This is a genomic window from Paenibacillus sp. 32352 (assembly GCF_002042965.1).
Lineage (GTDB): Bacteria > Bacillota > Bacilli > Paenibacillales > NBRC-103111 > Paenibacillus_S > Paenibacillus_S vulneris.
In genome coordinates this window covers 1-16,349 of record NZ_MZNT01000014.1, presented here as the reverse complement: position 1 = coordinate 16,349, position 16,349 = coordinate 1, and the positions used below count along the sequence as shown (strand labels likewise).

The window sequence follows — 16,349 nt, the reverse complement described above, 5'->3', positions numbered from 1 at the left end:
TTTAGGAGACGACAATGAGATACATACATATCGATAGCATCGAACCGGGGCAGTTCCTGGGAAGAACGATTTTTTCCGGAAACGGGGCCATACTGCTCTCCGAGGGCGTACAGCTCACGGTCTACATGATCACAACCTTGAAAAGAATCGGCGTCACCATGCTCTACATCAAAGACCCGCAGTTTGAGGACATCGAGGTTGCCGATATGGTGTCTGAAGAGACGAAACGGGCCGTCATGCAAAGAATGGGCGAGACCTTCGAATCGATCCGTTCGGGCAAGGAAGTGAACACCCGCGCCATTAACGGCAGTATTGAAAATCTGCTGGACGAAATTATGAAAAATAAAGAAGTGCTGCTTCAGCTCTCCGATATCCGTACCAAGGACAATGAACTGTACGTTCATGCGCTTAATGTTTGTATGATGTCCGTATTGATCGGTATCCATATGGGACTTTCCATTCAGCAGCTGCGGGAGCTGGCGGTTGGCGCCATGCTGCACGATATCGGCAAGCTTGAGGCAATAGCGGATGACGCTGCGGACGATGTACGTAAGCACCATACCTGGCGCGGGTTCGAGATGCTCAAAAACAAGCGCGAATTGAGCCTGCTGGTTGCTCACGTTGCCTTTCAGCATCACGAGAGGATGGACGGAGAGGGCATTCCTCGGCAGCTTCCGGGCGATCAGATTCATCTGTATGCCAAGATAACGGCCGTTGCGGATACTTACGATAATTTGTTATTCGATCTATCTACAGGCCGCCGTATGCTGCCGCATGAAGCTTGCGAGCATATGATGGTTCTTGCGGGAAGCCAGCTGGACCGCGACATCGTCATCCATTTTTTGCGTACCGTATCCGTATATCCGACCGGTGCCTCCGTCAAGCTATCGAGCAAAGAAACCGGGGTCGTCGTTGGTCAGCATCGGGGTCTGCCTGGACGTCCGGTCGTTCGCGTGGTCAAATCAGATAGGGCGGATCGGGAGCTGGATGTGAAAGAGATTGACCTGGCCAAGCATACGACGGTATTTATTGAGCAGGTACTGATGTGAATTATAGCTAGGGCAAAAATATCTATTTGTATGAATGACTAGTATTTGCTATTATGGACAATGATGACTTCCTTATGAGGTGAAAAGCAACGATGTGGTGGAACTATGTTATTCCCATTGTAACATTAATAGTAGGGGCAGTAGGGGGATTTTTCGCTGGGGTCTACTATTTGCGCAAGCAGCTAGAAAATATGCAGAATAATCCGCAAATGCTTCAGGAAATGGCTAAAAAAATGGGCTACAACATGAACAAGCAGCAGCTGCAAAAGGCTCAGCAAATGATGAAAAGCCAAAATTTCGGGGGCAAAACCAAAAGAAAGTAAAAGGGCTGATTCACAGCCCTGGCACTTATGCTCATTTTACTATAAACGAATACAGATGAGAGCGAGACAGGTACAAGCACTAAGGAATATCTTACGGAGCAAGCTGCGCGAGGTGCGCGGCTTAGAGGGAGGGTAAAACAAGCATGCCGGCTAAAGATTACAAAAACACTCGAGTTTCAGAAAACCGGGAGTTGATAGAAGGTCATATCCGTGAAATTTTGCGTCTGATCGGTGAAGACGTTGATCGTGAAGGACTGCTCGATACCCCCGCTAGGGTAACCCGGATGTACGAGGAAATTTTCGCAGGTTATGAAGCCGATTACAAGGATATCCTCGGCGTAGCGTTCGATGAAAAGCACGAAGAGCTTGTTATCGTAAAGGATATCGTGTATTACAGCCAATGTGAGCACCACATGGCTCCGTTCTTCGGTAAAATTCATATCGGCTATGTGCCGAGCGGCAGAATCGCGGGGCTTAGCAAGTTCGCCCGGCTGGTTGAAGCCATCACCCGCAGATTGCAGGTGCAGGAGCGCATTACTTCCGAGATTGCGGACATCATTGAAGAGGAGCTTGCACCACACGGTTGTATGGTTGTCGTGGAAGGCGAGCACCTGTGCATGTGCGCACGCGGCGTGAAGAAGCCTGGCAGCAAGACGGTTACTTCGGCTGTTCGCGGCTTGTTCCGCAAGGATCCGGCTGCACGTGCCGAATTCCTGTCGCTGCTCAAACAATAATTCCAATGCAAAATCCCCCTTCTGCCAGGTTATCCGGTAGAGAGGGGGATTTTTTTGTCGCTTAGTGGGGCGATTTTTGCTCCACCGGCCGTTAACTCTGCACTTCCTGTCCTTTGTCGTGTGAGGAGGATAAGGTTCTCAGGAAGCCCATGGTAAGACTTAAATATGTTTTAGGATGGGCTCTGTAAATCAGCTCATGACTGTCCTTGGGCAGAAGCCACAGCTGAGAGCCTGAATTCGGCGGCTGATTTTGAAAAATCTCCTGCGCCATTTCGTAAGGCGCCTTCAAGTCCTGCTTGCCGTGAATAAAGAAAATAGGGATGTTATATTTAGTCTCTTTAACTTGATTATATGGAATCTGATTCAGGCTGACCCCGTTGATGAACGGGAAGAACAAGTAGACGAGCGGCTGGGTTGGGAACTTCGGCAGATTGGCGACCTGCTTCATGTTGTGGTACACCGTATCGGGCTCCAATATGAAGGTGCTGTCGAGAATCATTCCGTCAATGTCGTCGCTCAGCAAAGCGGCCTGCAGTGCCGTTCCGGCCCCCATAGAGAAGCCCCATACATACACTTGCTTTGCTCCGTGATCCCTGGCGTATTTTACGGCACCAAGCAGCTCCTGCGATTCGCGAATGCCCCCGGTAACACTTTCCTTTGGCTGTACAAAACCATAATCGAACATCAGAACATTGTAATTTTGCTGATGGAGCTCCTTAGCCAAATCATAGAGAGGAACCCATATTTCTTCACGGTTCCCGCCGTAGCCATGAGAGAATACAACGGTTTTGGTAGAGGCAGCCGATTGGACGGCAGGAATATACCATCCGTTAAGCACCGAGCTGTCATTAAGGCTTGGAAATTGGATATCCTGGTATTCAACGCCGATGGCGGCGGCCGGGTTTGATTTCAGCGGATCAATATGAGGCCGGGCCAGCGTCCAGGCAATATAAGCGTGAAAAGCCATAACGAGGCTGATTAATAAAAGCAGAGCCGACAAAAGGGCGATAAGAATGCTCCGAGCCCTTCGTTTAACAATGGATGGCTGTTTGACAGCGATTTCAACTTGAGCTGCGGCAGTAGATACGGGAACGGGAGACATAGGGTTCGGTTCCATCGAAATCCCTCCTTATGTAGACTAAGATGACTTGGTGGCGAGCGTCATTACCATGTATGGAGAAATAGATGGATTCATGGTCTTTTACTCTTATTTCTATAGTAAAATGGCAGTGTGCCAACCGTCAATCGGCCGCGAAAAATGTAAACTGGCTGTAATATGGATGTAACAATAGAGGAAAGTAGTTTCCAGTTTCAGGAATTTCATAATATCAAAATTGAAGTAAGGGCAGAGTTGAAAAAGACTTGTTCTCAATCCGTCTTAAAGCTTGTATACAGGAATAGGATAGTAACAATGACTTGTAAACGGGGGAGAGCATGTGAAGCGGGGAAAAGTCAAAATAGCGGGAATCACGATGTATTGCCTACTAATGCTGAGCATTCCATTGCTGCTCTATTTCGAAATTCAGGATTGGCTTCTGCCAGGTACGATTCTGGTTGTAGTTATGTTTGCGCTGGGTATGGGCATGCTGTGGTTATCAGACTACGAGGATGAACAGGCCGCAAAAGCCAAGCACAAGCATTCGGCCCGAATGCGTTCGATGGATAGGTAGGAGGAAACGGGCAGTCCTTGAGCCGTTCGCGCCAGGGCTGCTTTGTTTTTTTCTTATACAGATCGGAAGGGTGATTTATGAAAAAGGCTCATGAGCTCTGGAAAAGGGAATTAGAGACTTTACGATACGAAGGGATATGAGTTATACTATACGTAACAAAGTTTCATCAAGTGAAACCGAAAGTTGAGGGAATAGCAGATGGAAGATGGCAAATTAACGGTGCGCGCGGTAGAGCGCGCTTTGGATATATTGCTTTGTTTTGCGGATTCATCCGATTTGAGTTTAACGGAGATCGCCTCCCGGGTCTCGCTGCATAAAAGCACGGTACACCGGCTGCTAGCCTCTTTGGAAGGGAAGGGTTTCATTATCCGTGACCCTTCCTCGGACAAGTATCGGCTAGGCTTCCGCATCTGGGAGCTTTCCGCCAATTTAACGCACAGCGACGATCCGGCCCAAATCTTCCTGCCGGAGATGGAGCGGCTTCGTGATCAGCTTGATGAAACGATCAGCCTGTACGTCAGCGACCGTTTGGAGCGGGTTCGCGTACAAGCCGTTCAGAGCAATCAGGCGATCCGCAGAGTGGCCCCTATCGGAGCTCGAATGCCGTTGTATGTCGGCGCATCGAGCAAGATTCTGGTCGCCTTCGCCGAGCCTGAGGCGCAGCAGGAGCTGCTGTCCAGTCCAAGCTGGCCGGCAAGCTTGGATAAAGCGGCCTTTCTGCAGCAGCTCGCAGAGGCGAAGACGCTTGGCTATGCGACCAGCGTTGAGGAGCGGGAGCCCGGAGCCGCAGCTGTAGCGGTGCCCATTCTGAATGGAGCGCACCGTTTAGTCGCCGCCCTTGCCGTTAGCGGGCCCTCCAACCGGCTCACCCTGGAGAAGATGATGGAGCATGCTCCTGTGCTTATGGAAGCGGCACGACGCATGGGCAAGATGGTCATATAACCGACAAAACGCAGCAGTCCGAAGGATGGAATCCACCCAAGGACTGCTGCGTTTTTCTTACCATAATAGAACATGAAAGGCTTCGATAGAGGTTTTCTCATGACTGCTTCAATTTGAATTGGCTGACCGAGTCCGCCAAATCCTGCGCAATTTTGCTCAAAGCATTAGCGGAAGAGGCGATTTCATCCATGGATGCCAGCTGCTCCTCCGTTGAGGCGGCCACATTCTGCGATGCCGCCGCAGCGTGCTTGGCGCGCCCGCTCATGTCCGTAACCGATGCGGAGACCTCCTCTGAGCTTGCCGCCATTTGCTGCGCCGCTGCGGCAACCTCCTGGATTTTTTGCGATACCAGCTGAGAGGCCTGGACAATCAGCTGAAACTTTTCGTTGGCCTCATGCACCGCATCCTTACCTCCATGGACCTCGGCCAAGCTTTTGGTCATCGTGCCAACAGCCTTAGCCGTATCGTTCTGAATGTGCTCTACAATTTCACTGATTTCTTCAACGGATCTTGCGGCTTGCTCCGCCAGTTTCTTGACCTCACCGGCAACGACTGCAAATCCGCGGCCGTGCTCGCCCGCCCTTGCCGATTCTATAGCCGCGTTAAGCGCCAGAAGGCCGGTCTGAGCCGCGATGTCGCCGATAAGATTAATGATATTCCCGATATGATCGGAGTGCTGTGCGAGCTGTTTGATGTCTTCTCCAGCCTGTTCTACGGAGCCGCTGATGGTTTCCATCCGTTGGATGACGTCCTGGATCGATTGATTGCCCAGATCGGCTTGATTGGATGCCTCAAGCGACAGCTCGGACACCTCCGAGCTGGTCTCTGCAATTCGTTGAATCCCGATAGCCATTTCTTCCATGGCACGGCTGGATTCCTCGCCGCTTTGTACCTGATTTTCCGCATCCTGAGCGACCTCTTGAATGGATGCCGCAATATGCTTGCTCGCTTGTGCGCTTTCCTCAGAGCTGGCCAGTAATTGCTCGGAGGACGCCGCGACGGCGGAGGAGGTATCTTGGATGTGATGGATCGTTCCTTTGAGGTTATCGACCATAAGATTTAAAGACGAGACCAGCAGGCCGATTTCATCTTTATTTTTGACGGATACCCGATCCATGGTCAGATCGCCTTGAGATATGCTTTGCAGCCGCTCCGAAACGATTCGTACCGGCTTTGAAATATTTCTCGTAATAACGAAGGCCAAGCAAAGTCCGAGCAAAACAGACAACGCCATGATCGCGATAGAAGTGGTCATCGCTGATTTGTAGAGAGCTTGGCTTTCATTTTTAGCCAGGATAGCCCCGTCATGATTCAGCTTAACCAGCTGGTCTATCTTGTCCTGCATTTTGTTGTACTGCTCCTGGGATTTGTCGATTATGGCGTTGATGTCATCCGCTCTCTTGCCGGATCCGGTAATAAGATTGATTTCAGCCGATAGCTTGATCGTATCCGAGTAGACCTGACGGTATTGTTTCCATTCGCTTTCGAGAGAGTCAAACAGCCTGCGGTCTTCCTCATTCACAAAGCTCTTGCGATATTGGGAGAACGATTGGTCGATAGTGCCGAATATGAGATCGGTTTTTTGGATGAGCTGTGCTTTTTGATTGGAATCAGGCTCACTCATGATGGCGTATTGCGAGGAAAGAACATGCTCTGTTAAATAGTTAATGTTATTAATGATTTCTACCCCTTCAAGCCAGGAGTTTGTGATTTCATTCGTTTTCTCTTGAACAAGCTCCATTTTCTTTAAGGCCGTGAATCCCATAATCACTAGAAGTATAAGCATGAGGGTAAAAGAGAGATAGAGCTTTTTTCCGACGGATGGTGATAACGTTTTTTTCAGCCACATGGGTGTTCAATCTCCTCTGGTGTCCAATATGGTAAATGCGTTCACTATTATATCGACCGTACCAGAGGGTTTTTGTAGAATCATTTTGACGGCGGACACAAATTTTCCTCCCTCCGCAAACAGAGCCGCTTAGTCTTCCGACGTAAAAAGAACCCCACCGAAGTATATTGGCAATAGTTTAAGGTCTATAGGCTTTCCCTACAGTCCCCTGCAAAAGTGGGGGCACTATCTGAAGCTGATTCAGGCACTATGCCGGAGCCTCGAAATGGACATAAAAAAAAGCCCCGCGAAGGGGCTTTTCCTGTAGCTATAAAGGCTGAACCTTAAGCCATGATTTGGCGCAATACAGTTTGCAGAATACCGCCGTTACGGTAGTAGTCCACATCCACCATGCTGTCCAGACGAACGAGAGCTTCGAAGTTGAAGCTGCTGCCGTCTTCACGGGTAGCTGTTACCGTTACGCTTTGTCCTGGCTGCACGTCGTTGTTCAAGCCAGTGATGTCAAATGTTTCGGTACCTGTAATACCGAGCGCTTTCCAGCCTTGGCCTTCTTTGAATTGAAGAGGCAGTACGCCCATGCCGACCAGGTTGGAACGGTGAATACGCTCGAAGCTTTCTGCGATAACGGCTTTAACGCCAAGCAGGAAGGTACCTTTAGCAGCCCAGTCACGGGAGCTTCCGGTTCCGTATTCTTTACCTGCGATAACAACAAGGTTAGTTCCTTGAGCTTGGTACTTCATGGATGCATCATAGATGGATTCCACTTGACCGGTTGGCAGGTAAGTTGTTACGCCGCCTTCTGTTCCAGGAGCCACTTGGTTACGAATACGGATGTTCGCGAAAGTACCGCGCATCATGACATCGTGGTTACCGCGGCGGGAACCGTAGGAGTTGAAGTCTTCTTTCTTCACGCCATGCTCGATCAAGAATTTACCTGCAGGGCTGTCTACTTTGATGTTACCTGCTGGCGAGATATGGTCCGTCGTTACGGAATCGCCCAGCAATGCCAATGTTCTTGCGCCTTTGATGTCGGCGATATCGGAGATGCCTGCACCCAGGTTTTCGAAGAACGGCGGGTTAGCGATATAAGTGGATTTTTCATCCCACTCGTACAATTCGCCTTCCGGTACATCGATAGCATTCCAACGCTCGTTAGCACGGAATACGTTGGAGTATTTCGCACGATAAATATCAGGGCTCATTGCAGTAGAGATTGCTTCTTGAATCTCATCTTTGGATGGCCAAATATCTTTCAAATAAACCGGCTGGTTCGCTTGGTCGTAGCCGATAGGATCGTTAGCCAGGTCGATGTTCACTGTTCCTGCCAAAGCGTAAGCAACAACAAGCGGCGGAGAAGCCAGGTAGTTAGCTTTAACTTGAGCGTGAACGCGGCCTTCAAAGTTACGGTTACCGGACAATACAGCCGCTACCGTCATATCGTTGTCGGCAATTGCTTGGCTTACTTCGTCAGGCAATGGGCCGGAGTTACCGATACAGGTTGCACAGCCGTAGCCTGCTACGTGGAAGCCCAATGCTTCAAGAGACTCCAGCAAGCCTGCATTTTTCAAGTACTCGGTAACAACAAGGGAACCAGGAGTCAAGCTGCTTTTTACGTAAGCTGGTTTTTTCAAACCGCGAGCTACCGCTTTTTTCGCAACAAGACCTGCTCCTAACATAACGCTTGGGTTGGAAGTGTTCGTACAGCTTGTGATAGCCGCGATAACAACAGCGCCAGTACCCATTTTAGTCACTTCGCCGCTTGGATGTTTCACATCAACCACTTCAGCGATTTTCTCGTCGCTTAAGCCGTATCCGCCTTTGTCGATTGGCGTGCGAACGATCGAGTTGAAGGATTCCTTCATAGCTGTCAGCTCTACGCGGTCTTGAGGACGCTTAGGACCTGCCAAGCTAGGTACAACGGAGGAAAGGTCAAGCTCGATTTTGTCGGTGAATACAGGGTCTGGAGTTTCATCCGTACGGAACATGCCTTGCGCTTTGTAGTAAGCTTCAACCAGCGCGATTTGCTCTTCTTCGCGACCAGTGCTTCTCAAGTAGTTCAAGGATTCGGAGTCAACAGGGAAGAAGCCGATCGTTGCGCCGTACTCAGGAGCCATGTTAGCTACGGTAGCACGGTCAGCCAAGCTGATGTTGCTCAGTCCTGGGCCGTAGAACTCCACGAATTTACCTACAACGCCTTTTTTACGAAGCATTTGAGTAACGGTCAAAGCCAGGTCAGTCGCTGTTGCACCTTCTGGCAATGTGCCTGTCAATTTGAAGCCGATAACTTCAGGTGTTACGAAGTACAGAGGTTGGCCAAGCATACCTGCTTCTGCCTCGATACCACCAACGCCCCAGCCTACGATACCAAGACCGTTGATCATGGTGGTGTGGGAGTCAGTACCTACAAGGGAGTCAGGGTATACTTCAGTTTCGCCGTCTACGACTTTCGTAGCTGCTACGGAAGCCAGGTACTCCAAGTTAACTTGGTGAACGATACCTGTTGAAGGAGGAACAGCACGGAAATTATCGAATGCCGTTTGCGCCCAGCGCAAGAAACGGTAGCGCTCTTCGTTACGTTCAAATTCAATGTTGATGTTTGTATCCAAAGCGCTTGGAGTACCGAACGCATCCACCATAACGGAGTGGTCGATAACCAAGTCAACTGGAACCAACGGGTTAATCCGCTTAGGATCTCCGCCGGATTTCTTCATGGTGTCTCTCATTGCCGCCAAGTCAACGACAACCGGTACGCCGGTGAAATCTTGAAGGACGATACGTGCAGGGATGAAAGGAATTTCTTTCTCTTCACGCTCTTTCGCCCAGTTAGCGATTTGTTTAACATGCTCTGGAGTGATCGCTCTGCCGTCGAATTGGCGGACAGCTGCTTCCAAAAGCACTTTAATGGAGAAAGGAAGTTGGGAAATGTTGCCGAGGCCTTGCTCTTCAAGTCCTGGCAAGCTGTAATAATGGAATGTTTTACCCTTTACATCAAGCGCTTTGCGGACCGAGTAATGGTCTTTTTTAGCCATGAGTGGTTATTCCTCCTTAAGTAGTTAAAGTAAGCTGAAACCAAGATCGTTTCACTTGATGAAACATGATTTCATAATTGCTATACACTAAGTATACATGCTGAAAGGCCCGGCGTAAAGGTCAATTTCAATCATTTTTGGCACCCGTTGCTCATATATTGGGAGTGATAAACAGGTGCGAGAGCAGCATGTCCCGCCGCCTTCTTGGGATATCTTCTATAGGTTGTTAGGTGCCAGGTTGTTCAATCCGGGGGCTGCCTCCAATGGACGAAAGCCTAAATTTCGACAAAAAGTGCAGGAACTATGCATTGGACTCCCCTAGAACGGTAAGCTTTAGACCTCAATCAACCGATGTCGATGGAATTTAACCTTGACGGAACGTTGAAGTCTGGGGGGATTCGGTTTAGCCATTTCATCATTAATGGAGGTAGCCCGCATGTCGTGGAAAACAACGCTCTATGATTATGTTCACCACAAAAACCAAATGGATATGGATTATTCTGTCGAGCCTTTACTGCCAATAGTAACGGATCGTGCGTACTTGCAGGCACAAATTCAACGGCTGGCCCGAACGGCGCAAACGGATCAGGATCGGAACTTTTTCCCATCCAAAAGCGAAACCCGCCTATCGATTATTCACGCCGAAGAACAAGCGGGTAGAGTGATTGCGAACGTCAGGCTCCGCCGCACCTCGGTCGGTTCCATCGGGGTCCGGGATCATGAGGAGCAGCGAGTAGAGTCCGAGCGCATTCAATTGGAAGAGCACGACGGCAAATGGTATATCATAAATATCGAAGCGTTAAGCGCGGAGTATTCCCGTCCCCGAACAGCCGGCTTGGATAATGGACATCAGCCCGCCGATTATTATTCGGAGGAATATGGAACGGGCAGAATGCCCTCTACTCCTTATTTGAACTACAATATTCTTCCCTATCTGGAGACGGGCAATCGCAAATCCGTCTACGACCGGGTTAAAGCCGTACAGTATGCCGATATGTGGTGGGATAAAGGGAACCCGGCTTACATTGAATTTGAAGTCGATTGCAGCAATTATATATCCCAATGCCTCTTTGCAGGCGGGGCACCAATGCACTATACTGGGAAAAGGGATTCCGGATGGTGGTACAAGGGACGTTACAACGGACAGGAGCTCTGGAGCTACAGCTGGGCTGTTGCACACAGTCTGCAGCGGTATTTAATAAGCAACCGCAATGGACTGACCGCCGAGGAAGTGCCTCAAGCCGATATGCTGGAGCTGGGCGACGTCATCAGCTATGATTGGGACGGCAATGGACGGTTCCAGCACAGCACGATTGTGACGGCCAAGGACGAGAACGGCATGCCCCTGGTTAATGCTCATACCACAAACAGCTTCCGCCGTTATTGGAGCTACAAGGATTCCGTAGCCTGGACGGAGAAGACTCAATACCGGTTTCTACATATTGCGGATCTCTTGTGAGTCGATGCTTCCATAGGCTTCCGAAGTAGAGCATTCTTTTCTCGAATGCTCTTAGCTTACGAGATTAGCGATTTTACTATGCATGAAATGACATATCCATTCGGAGGTTATTATGAAAGACAAAATTCGCGTCGGCTTAGTTTACGGAGGAAAGTCGGGGGAGCATGAAGTGTCCCTTCAGACGGCAATGGCCGTAATCCAAGCGTTCGATATGAACAAATATGAAATTCAGCCGTTTTACATAACCAAGCAGGGAGAGTGGCGCTCCGGCCCCATGCTGAACGGTCCGGTACCTAATGTTGCGGCTCTTACCTTCCAGGATGAGGCGGAATCGGAACAAACCTTTGCACTCCAGCCTTTCTTTTCATCTCTACAGACTGCGGACAAGGCGGAGATCAGCTCGGTAAAGGATTCTCCAGCAGTAAGCGGCTCTTCCAAGCCCATCGATGTGGTTCTGCCGCTGCTTCATGGCACCTTCGGCGAGGACGGCACGATTCAAGGCTTGTTGGAAATGGCCAACATTGCGTATGCTGGAGCCGGTGTATTGGCTTCTGCCGTCGGCATGGACAAAATCATGATGAAAAAGGTGTTTGCGCAGGAGGGCCTGCCGCAATGTGTTTTCCGTCACTTTACAAAAACCCAGTGGGAAAAGGATCAAGCCTTCTTCTTAATGGAGATTGAAGTATCCATCGGCTATCCGTGCTTCGTCAAACCAGCTAACCTCGGTTCAAGCGTAGGCATCAGCAAAGCCGGAAACCGCGACGAGCTGATCGCCGCCATCCAAACGGCGTTCCAGTTCGACCGCAAAGTCATCATAGAAGAGAACATTAACGCACGGGAGGTGGAGGTTGCCGTTTTGGGCAATGATGATCCTCAAGCTTCCGTCGTCGGTGAAATCGTTTCGTCCAATGAATTTTATGATTATAAAGCCAAATATATTGATGGAAAATCATCCATGATCATTCCGGCCGAAATCCCTCAGGAGCTGTCGGACCAAATTCGGGAGATGGCGGTTCGCGCCTTTCAGGCGATCGATGGGTCTGGCTTGTCCCGTGTAGACTTTTTCTTGAGGAAAGAAGATAATAAGATCTATATTAATGAAATCAATACCATGCCTGGCTTTACTCCGTTCAGCATGTATCCGCTGCTGTGGAAGGAGACCGGCAAATCTTATCAGCAGCTGCTCGACGATCTGGTTACGCTGGCGCTGCAGCGGCATGCGGAGAAGCAACGGCTTCAGTATTCTTTTGACGTAGAATAAGTATCCTAAGCATTACAAGATGAATCCTTGACAAGGAGGGCTACGCATGGGATTTCAAACGGAGTTCAATTCGGTCTGCAAGTTCAAATCCGAGCAGGAGCTGTATGAGCTATTGGAATACGGCAAAGGCAAAATGGTGAAAAAAGGCTTTCGCGTATTTCCTACAGGACAGATGGTCATCGCCTACTCCCCAGATAATAAAGCAATTGCTATCGTAAAAATTTTAGCATCCATCGCGGAGATCAACTTTCAAGGCGAGGAAGTCACCCAGGTCGAAATGGAGCTTGTGCGCAGATTGACCGAGGAAGAAGCAAGAGTACAAACCGCCTTGGCTCATGAAATGTTTTTTGGACTGAATCATCCCTGATGTTAAAAACATCTTTCCTCAAGAAAAGGAAGGATGTTTTTTTCTTGCCCGGGATTTTCGCAGCATACTATAGAAGCAGCCTGCACGTTCCAGCCATAAAAAGGCGAAGCATTTGCCGAATGCATGAGATCTCCTGAAACTATCAGGACGGTGCCATTTACCTACATAGCCGAAACTTGTTTAAGGGGAACCTAGCTCAAAAGGCAGTTTAAGGAGTGTATCCCTAATGATCGTTCGTCTTGGCTATGTCGCGATGTCGATGTTCGTATCCAACGCTTCCCCTTCGAAGACTATGACGGCAACCAACTTCATGAAGCTGGAGGATAGGGAAGCCGCCCTGCGTAAGCTGGAACGGATAGCGATGGAAAACATCCATAATACGTTGCGGCTGCTGAAGCACAACCGGGCTTATGATATTGAGATGTACCGCTGTTCCTCCAAGCTGATCCCCCTTATCGGGCATGAAGCCCTAGAAGGCTGGGACCCTATGACGGTCTTAAGCGATTCGTTCCAAGAGCTGGGGAGCTACGCTCTGGAGCATTCGATGAGGCTCAGCTTTCATCCGGATCATTTTACCGTCCTAAGTACACCGAGAGAAGAAGTGCTCCGCAATTCTCTATTGGATCTGGACCGGCATGTGACGATGCTTGAAGCAATGGGGTTGGACGAATCGGCCAAATGCAACATCCATGTCGGGGGGACCTACGGGAATAAGGAAGCGGCCTCCAAACGATTTATGGCTAGGTTTGCCGAGCTTCCGGGCCGCATTCGCAGACGAATGACCCTGGAGAACGATGATAAGACGTTTACCGCGCTGGAGACGCTAGAAATTTGTGAGAAGCTTGAGACTCCGATGGTACTTGATATTCATCATCACCAAGTGAACCATGAAGAGGGGTACGAAAACCCTGCGAAGCTATGGCCCCGCATTCTTCATACTTGGCGCAATGAAAAAGCCCAGGGCACGGATCAGCCGCTTCCGCCCAAAATTCACGTTTCGAGTCCCAAAAGCGACAAAGATCCGCGAAGTCATGCCGATTATATTGATGCGGCGGTGCTTCTGGAATTCCTTCATGCAATCGCTCCTGTCACACCCAGACTGGATATTATGATTGAGGCCAAGAAAAAGGACGAGGCTTTGCTGAAGCTGATGGAGGATCTGAGCCGTCACACAGATATTAAAGCTTTGTCTCAAGCCTCCTTCGAAATAGGATAAGCTCCATGACTGATACTGGTCTCAGCAGCCCTTCCAGCTTGTCCGGCAGAGATATACGAAGAGCGAGGTCTATTGATGGTTTTCTCTCTTGAAAAAATGGTAAAAATGGGGTACTTTGAGAATGAAGCAGGTTTGACAAGCCTCATTTTATTTCGGAGAGGGGACTTAAGGTTTCATGACTCAACTGTTGAACGGAAAAAATATATTGGTCATGGGAGTTGCCAATGACCGCAGTATCGCATGGGCCATCGCACAGTCATTGGCTGCGCAAGGCGCGCGTTTAGCTTTCACTTATGAAAGCGAGAGAGTGGAGGAGCGGGTTCGAAAGCTGGCCGATACGATTCCCAACTCCGTTGTTCTGCCCTGCAATGTAACCGTAGATGCCGAGATCGACACGCTCGCGTCAGCAATTAGAGAGCATTTCGGCGTACTGCACGGACTTGTACATAGCATCGCTTTTGCCAAAACGGAAGAGCTCGAAGGCTTGTTCGTAGGCACCTCGCGCGAAGGCTTCGCTCTGGCTCATGATATCAGCGCTTATTCTCTGGTAGCTGTATCACAGCGGATGTATCCTCTGATGACCGAGGGCGGCAGCATCATGACTATGACGTACCTGGGCGCTGAACGCGCTATGAAAAACTACAATGTCATGGGCGTGGCCAAAGCGGCCTTGGAGGCAAGCGTGCGTTACCTGGCGAATGACCTTGGACAATATAACGTTCGCGTGAACGCGATTTCGGCCGGACCTATCCGTACGCTGGCGGCCAAAGGCATTAAGGATTTCAATTCTATTTTGAGAACGGTTGAAGAGAAAGCTCCTCTGAGACGTACTACAGAAGTAGCAGAGGTAGGAGATACGGCTATGTTCCTTATGAGCCACCTTTCCCGCGGCATTACTGGCGAAGTCATTTATGTAGACAACGGCTATCATATCGTAGGTGTATAATAAATCAATCCTAATGAATTTTGACGGAACCCTTTGCCGATTTGGCAGAGGGTTTCTAGCGTTTTTTGGAGAAATAGCACTCTAGCTGAGTGATCTTCCATTTTGAGGGGAAATGACCTGGGGAGTTTGTTGATTTGTCATAAACGACAGCATTATTTGGGTGAAACGCTGTAGCTTTTAAAACGTATATTCACTATACTGAGTGTAATTGCAAACCCTTAATCTATAAGGGAGAAAAGGAATGATTCGAAATGGCTAACGAAAGCAATACGTCCTTTATTGTGGGAAGTAAGAATTTTACCGCAGTGGCCATTAATACCGCATCCAAAGCTGGAGAATGGATCCAGAGCAAGTTGGGGGATTTCAACAGCTTACATACGAAATATTCCCCTCATGATCTTGTAACGGAAGTGGACAAGGGCGCTGAGAAGATGATCCGCAATTTAATACAAACGCATTTTCCCCACCACTCTATCCTTGGAGAAGAGGGGGTTGAACCGGGACCGGCCGCTTCAAGCAAGGCATTGGAAGAGGTAAGCGATGCCGAGTACCTATGGATTGTGGACCCTTTGGACGGAACGACCAATTTTGTTCACGGGTTTCCTTTCTTTAGTGTATCCATTGCTTTGGCGCATAAAGGCGAAGTCATCGTCGGTGTTGTATATAACCCGATTCATGACGAACTGTTCGTAGCGGAAAAAGGTAAAGGAGCCTACGTCAAAGGAAGAAGAATGCGTGTATCCAAAGAGACCAAGCTCTCCGAGAGCTTGATAGCGACCGGTTTTCCGGCGGACCGATCCTATGCGCTGCCTGTCAACCTCCAGGGTGTACAAGCGCTGACCCCCAAAGTGCGCAATATCCGCGTTGCCGGATCGGCGGCTCTGCATATGGCCTATGTTGCAGCGGGGCGTCTTAGCGGCTTCTGGGAAATCGGCTTGAATTCCTGGGATATGGCTGCAGGAGCTTTATTAATCACAGAATCCGGGGGTACGGTAACAGATACCTCCGGTAACCCCTATAACCTAGGAGTTCGAAATGTTCTCGCTTCAAATGGCCATATCCATAGGGAGTTCCAGCAGGAGCTTACGGCGGCCAACGCAACGGGCAGCAGCACATAGGAAGGTCCGGATAACAAGATGCAGCCTCAAACCAATCGATTTCTCGAATGGTTTGGGGCTGTTATGTTTTGCGGGAGTTTGGGTATAATAAAAAAATGTTCCAAAGTACTTGCAATCTTTTTTTAATCGTGCTATATTGGTTTCCGGCCAAGAGACAGGCCGATACGCAAGCAAGACTTGAAAAAACAATTTCAAAAAAAAGCTTGCAATGAGTAAGGCGATATGATATATTGAAATTCCGCGCTGCTGAAACAGCGACGGACAAGCAAGATGAATTAGCAATACATTGTCCTTTGAAAACTGAACAACGAGTGAATGTTTGAACAGAGAATGAAAATTCTCGCTAGCATTGAATTTTGAGCTTAAGACAAGCTCTATTATAGATC

The 16,349-nt window shown here is 49.2% G+C and carries 15 protein-coding genes; 11 read left to right on the top strand and 4 right to left on the bottom strand.

The features are described from left to right. Positions 1–14 precede the first annotated feature (14 nt). The 3 genes from B1728_RS27270 to folE all read left to right on the top strand — a co-directional run bounded on the left by B1728_RS27270 (position 15) and on the right by folE (position 2,106). On the top strand, positions 15–1,049 hold the full coding sequence (locus B1728_RS27270) for an HD-GYP domain-containing protein (protein ID WP_079913595.1): 1,035 nt from the start codon (positions 15–17) through the stop codon (positions 1,047–1,049). 92 nt (positions 1,050–1,141) lie between these two features. Further along, positions 1,142–1,372, top strand: a complete 231-nt coding sequence (locus tag B1728_RS27265; protein ID WP_079913594.1) for a YneF family protein — start codon at positions 1,142–1,144, stop codon at positions 1,370–1,372. 143 nt (positions 1,373–1,515) lie between these two features. Next, complete coding sequence (gene folE / locus B1728_RS27260) at positions 1,516–2,106, top strand: GTP cyclohydrolase I FolE (protein ID WP_079913593.1); 591 nt, start codon at positions 1,516–1,518, stop codon at positions 2,104–2,106. Positions 2,107–2,197: 91 nt separating this feature from the next. Here folE and B1728_RS27255 read toward each other — a convergent pair whose 3' ends face one another. Then, complete coding sequence (locus B1728_RS27255; RefSeq protein ID WP_079913592.1) at positions 2,198–3,223, bottom strand: alpha/beta hydrolase; 1,026 nt, start codon at positions 3,221–3,223, stop codon at positions 2,198–2,200. A gap of 319 nt (positions 3,224–3,542) precedes the next feature. Between B1728_RS27255 and B1728_RS27250 the strand changes: the two genes are divergently transcribed. Both B1728_RS27250 and B1728_RS27245 read left to right on the top strand, forming a co-directional pair. Next, on the top strand, positions 3,543–3,776 hold the full coding sequence (locus B1728_RS27250; RefSeq protein ID WP_079913591.1) for a hypothetical protein: 234 nt from the start codon (positions 3,543–3,545) through the stop codon (positions 3,774–3,776). Positions 3,777–3,974: 198 nt separating this feature from the next. Further along, entirely contained in the window at positions 3,975–4,718 is a 744-nt protein-coding gene (locus B1728_RS27245) for an IclR family transcriptional regulator (protein ID WP_079913590.1), read from the top strand. 97 nt (positions 4,719–4,815) lie between these two features. Here the strand turns inward: B1728_RS27245 and B1728_RS27240 are convergent, their stop codons facing one another. Both B1728_RS27240 and acnA read right to left on the bottom strand, forming a co-directional pair. Then, complete coding sequence (locus tag B1728_RS27240) at positions 4,816–6,567, bottom strand: methyl-accepting chemotaxis protein (RefSeq protein ID WP_079913589.1); 1,752 nt, start codon at positions 6,565–6,567, stop codon at positions 4,816–4,818. Positions 6,568–6,890: 323 nt separating this feature from the next. Beyond that, a complete protein-coding gene (gene acnA / locus B1728_RS27235) occupies positions 6,891–9,596 on the bottom strand; it encodes an aconitate hydratase AcnA (RefSeq protein ID WP_079913588.1) in 2,706 nt (901 codons plus the stop codon). 436 nt (positions 9,597–10,032) lie between these two features. Here acnA and B1728_RS27230 point away from each other — a divergent pair, with 436 nt between their 5' ends. The 6 genes from B1728_RS27230 to B1728_RS27205 all read left to right on the top strand — a co-directional run bounded on the left by B1728_RS27230 (position 10,033) and on the right by B1728_RS27205 (position 15,963). After that, entirely contained in the window at positions 10,033–11,055 is a 1,023-nt protein-coding gene (locus tag B1728_RS27230; protein WP_079913587.1) for an amidase domain-containing protein, read from the top strand. Between the two features lie 112 nt (positions 11,056–11,167). Continuing rightward, positions 11,168–12,316 (top strand): D-alanine--D-alanine ligase, encoded by a 1,149-nt coding sequence (locus B1728_RS27225; RefSeq protein ID WP_079913586.1) that lies wholly within the window; start codon positions 11,168–11,170, stop codon positions 12,314–12,316. A gap of 46 nt (positions 12,317–12,362) precedes the next feature. Next, positions 12,363–12,683, top strand: a complete 321-nt coding sequence (locus B1728_RS27220; RefSeq protein ID WP_079913585.1) for a hypothetical protein — start codon at positions 12,363–12,365, stop codon at positions 12,681–12,683. A 226-nt stretch (positions 12,684–12,909) separates the two neighbouring features. Further along, positions 12,910–13,899: a UV DNA damage repair endonuclease UvsE gene (gene uvsE, locus B1728_RS27215; protein WP_079913584.1), complete on the top strand. Its 990-nt coding sequence runs from the start codon at positions 12,910–12,912 to the stop codon at positions 13,897–13,899. Positions 13,900–14,074: 175 nt separating this feature from the next. Next, entirely contained in the window at positions 14,075–14,845 is a 771-nt protein-coding gene (gene fabI, locus B1728_RS27210) for an enoyl-ACP reductase FabI (RefSeq protein ID WP_079913583.1), read from the top strand. A gap of 251 nt (positions 14,846–15,096) precedes the next feature. Then, positions 15,097–15,963, top strand: coding sequence for an inositol monophosphatase family protein (locus B1728_RS27205; RefSeq protein WP_079913582.1), 867 nt, complete (start codon positions 15,097–15,099; stop codon positions 15,961–15,963). Here the strand turns inward: B1728_RS27205 and B1728_RS36550 are convergent. Beyond that, positions 15,892–16,349 (bottom strand): hypothetical protein (locus B1728_RS36550; protein ID WP_218672320.1); only part of this gene is annotated, 458 nt, incomplete at its 5' end. The genes B1728_RS27205 and B1728_RS36550 overlap by 72 nt on opposite strands.

What these genes read in the sequence shown, in the direction of transcription:
- B1728_RS27270 (WP_079913595.1), top strand. Translation starts at nt 15, where the DNA reads ATGAGATACATACATATCGATAGCATCGAACCGGGGCAGTTCCTGGGA.
- fabI (WP_079913583.1), top strand. Translation starts at nt 14,075, where the DNA reads ATGACTCAACTGTTGAACGGAAAAAATATATTGGTCATGGGAGTTGCC.
- B1728_RS27240 (WP_079913589.1), bottom strand. Translation starts at nt 6,567, where the DNA reads ATGTGGCTGAAAAAAACGTTATCACCATCCGTCGGAAAAAAGCTCTAT.
- uvsE (WP_079913584.1), top strand. Translation starts at nt 12,910, where the DNA reads ATGATCGTTCGTCTTGGCTATGTCGCGATGTCGATGTTCGTATCCAAC.
- folE (WP_079913593.1), top strand. Translation starts at nt 1,516, where the DNA reads ATGCCGGCTAAAGATTACAAAAACACTCGAGTTTCAGAAAACCGGGAG.
- B1728_RS27245 (WP_079913590.1), top strand. Translation starts at nt 3,975, where the DNA reads ATGGAAGATGGCAAATTAACGGTGCGCGCGGTAGAGCGCGCTTTGGAT.
- B1728_RS27205 (WP_079913582.1), top strand. Translation starts at nt 15,097, where the DNA reads ATGGCTAACGAAAGCAATACGTCCTTTATTGTGGGAAGTAAGAATTTT.
- B1728_RS27255 (WP_079913592.1), bottom strand. Translation starts at nt 3,223, where the DNA reads ATGGAACCGAACCCTATGTCTCCCGTTCCCGTATCTACTGCCGCAGCT.
- B1728_RS27230 (WP_079913587.1), top strand. Translation starts at nt 10,033, where the DNA reads ATGTCGTGGAAAACAACGCTCTATGATTATGTTCACCACAAAAACCAA.
- B1728_RS27265 (WP_079913594.1), top strand. Translation starts at nt 1,142, where the DNA reads ATGTGGTGGAACTATGTTATTCCCATTGTAACATTAATAGTAGGGGCA.
- B1728_RS27220 (WP_079913585.1), top strand. Translation starts at nt 12,363, where the DNA reads ATGGGATTTCAAACGGAGTTCAATTCGGTCTGCAAGTTCAAATCCGAG.
- acnA (WP_079913588.1), bottom strand. Translation starts at nt 9,596, where the DNA reads ATGGCTAAAAAAGACCATTACTCGGTCCGCAAAGCGCTTGATGTAAAG.
- B1728_RS27225 (WP_079913586.1), top strand. Translation starts at nt 11,168, where the DNA reads ATGAAAGACAAAATTCGCGTCGGCTTAGTTTACGGAGGAAAGTCGGGG.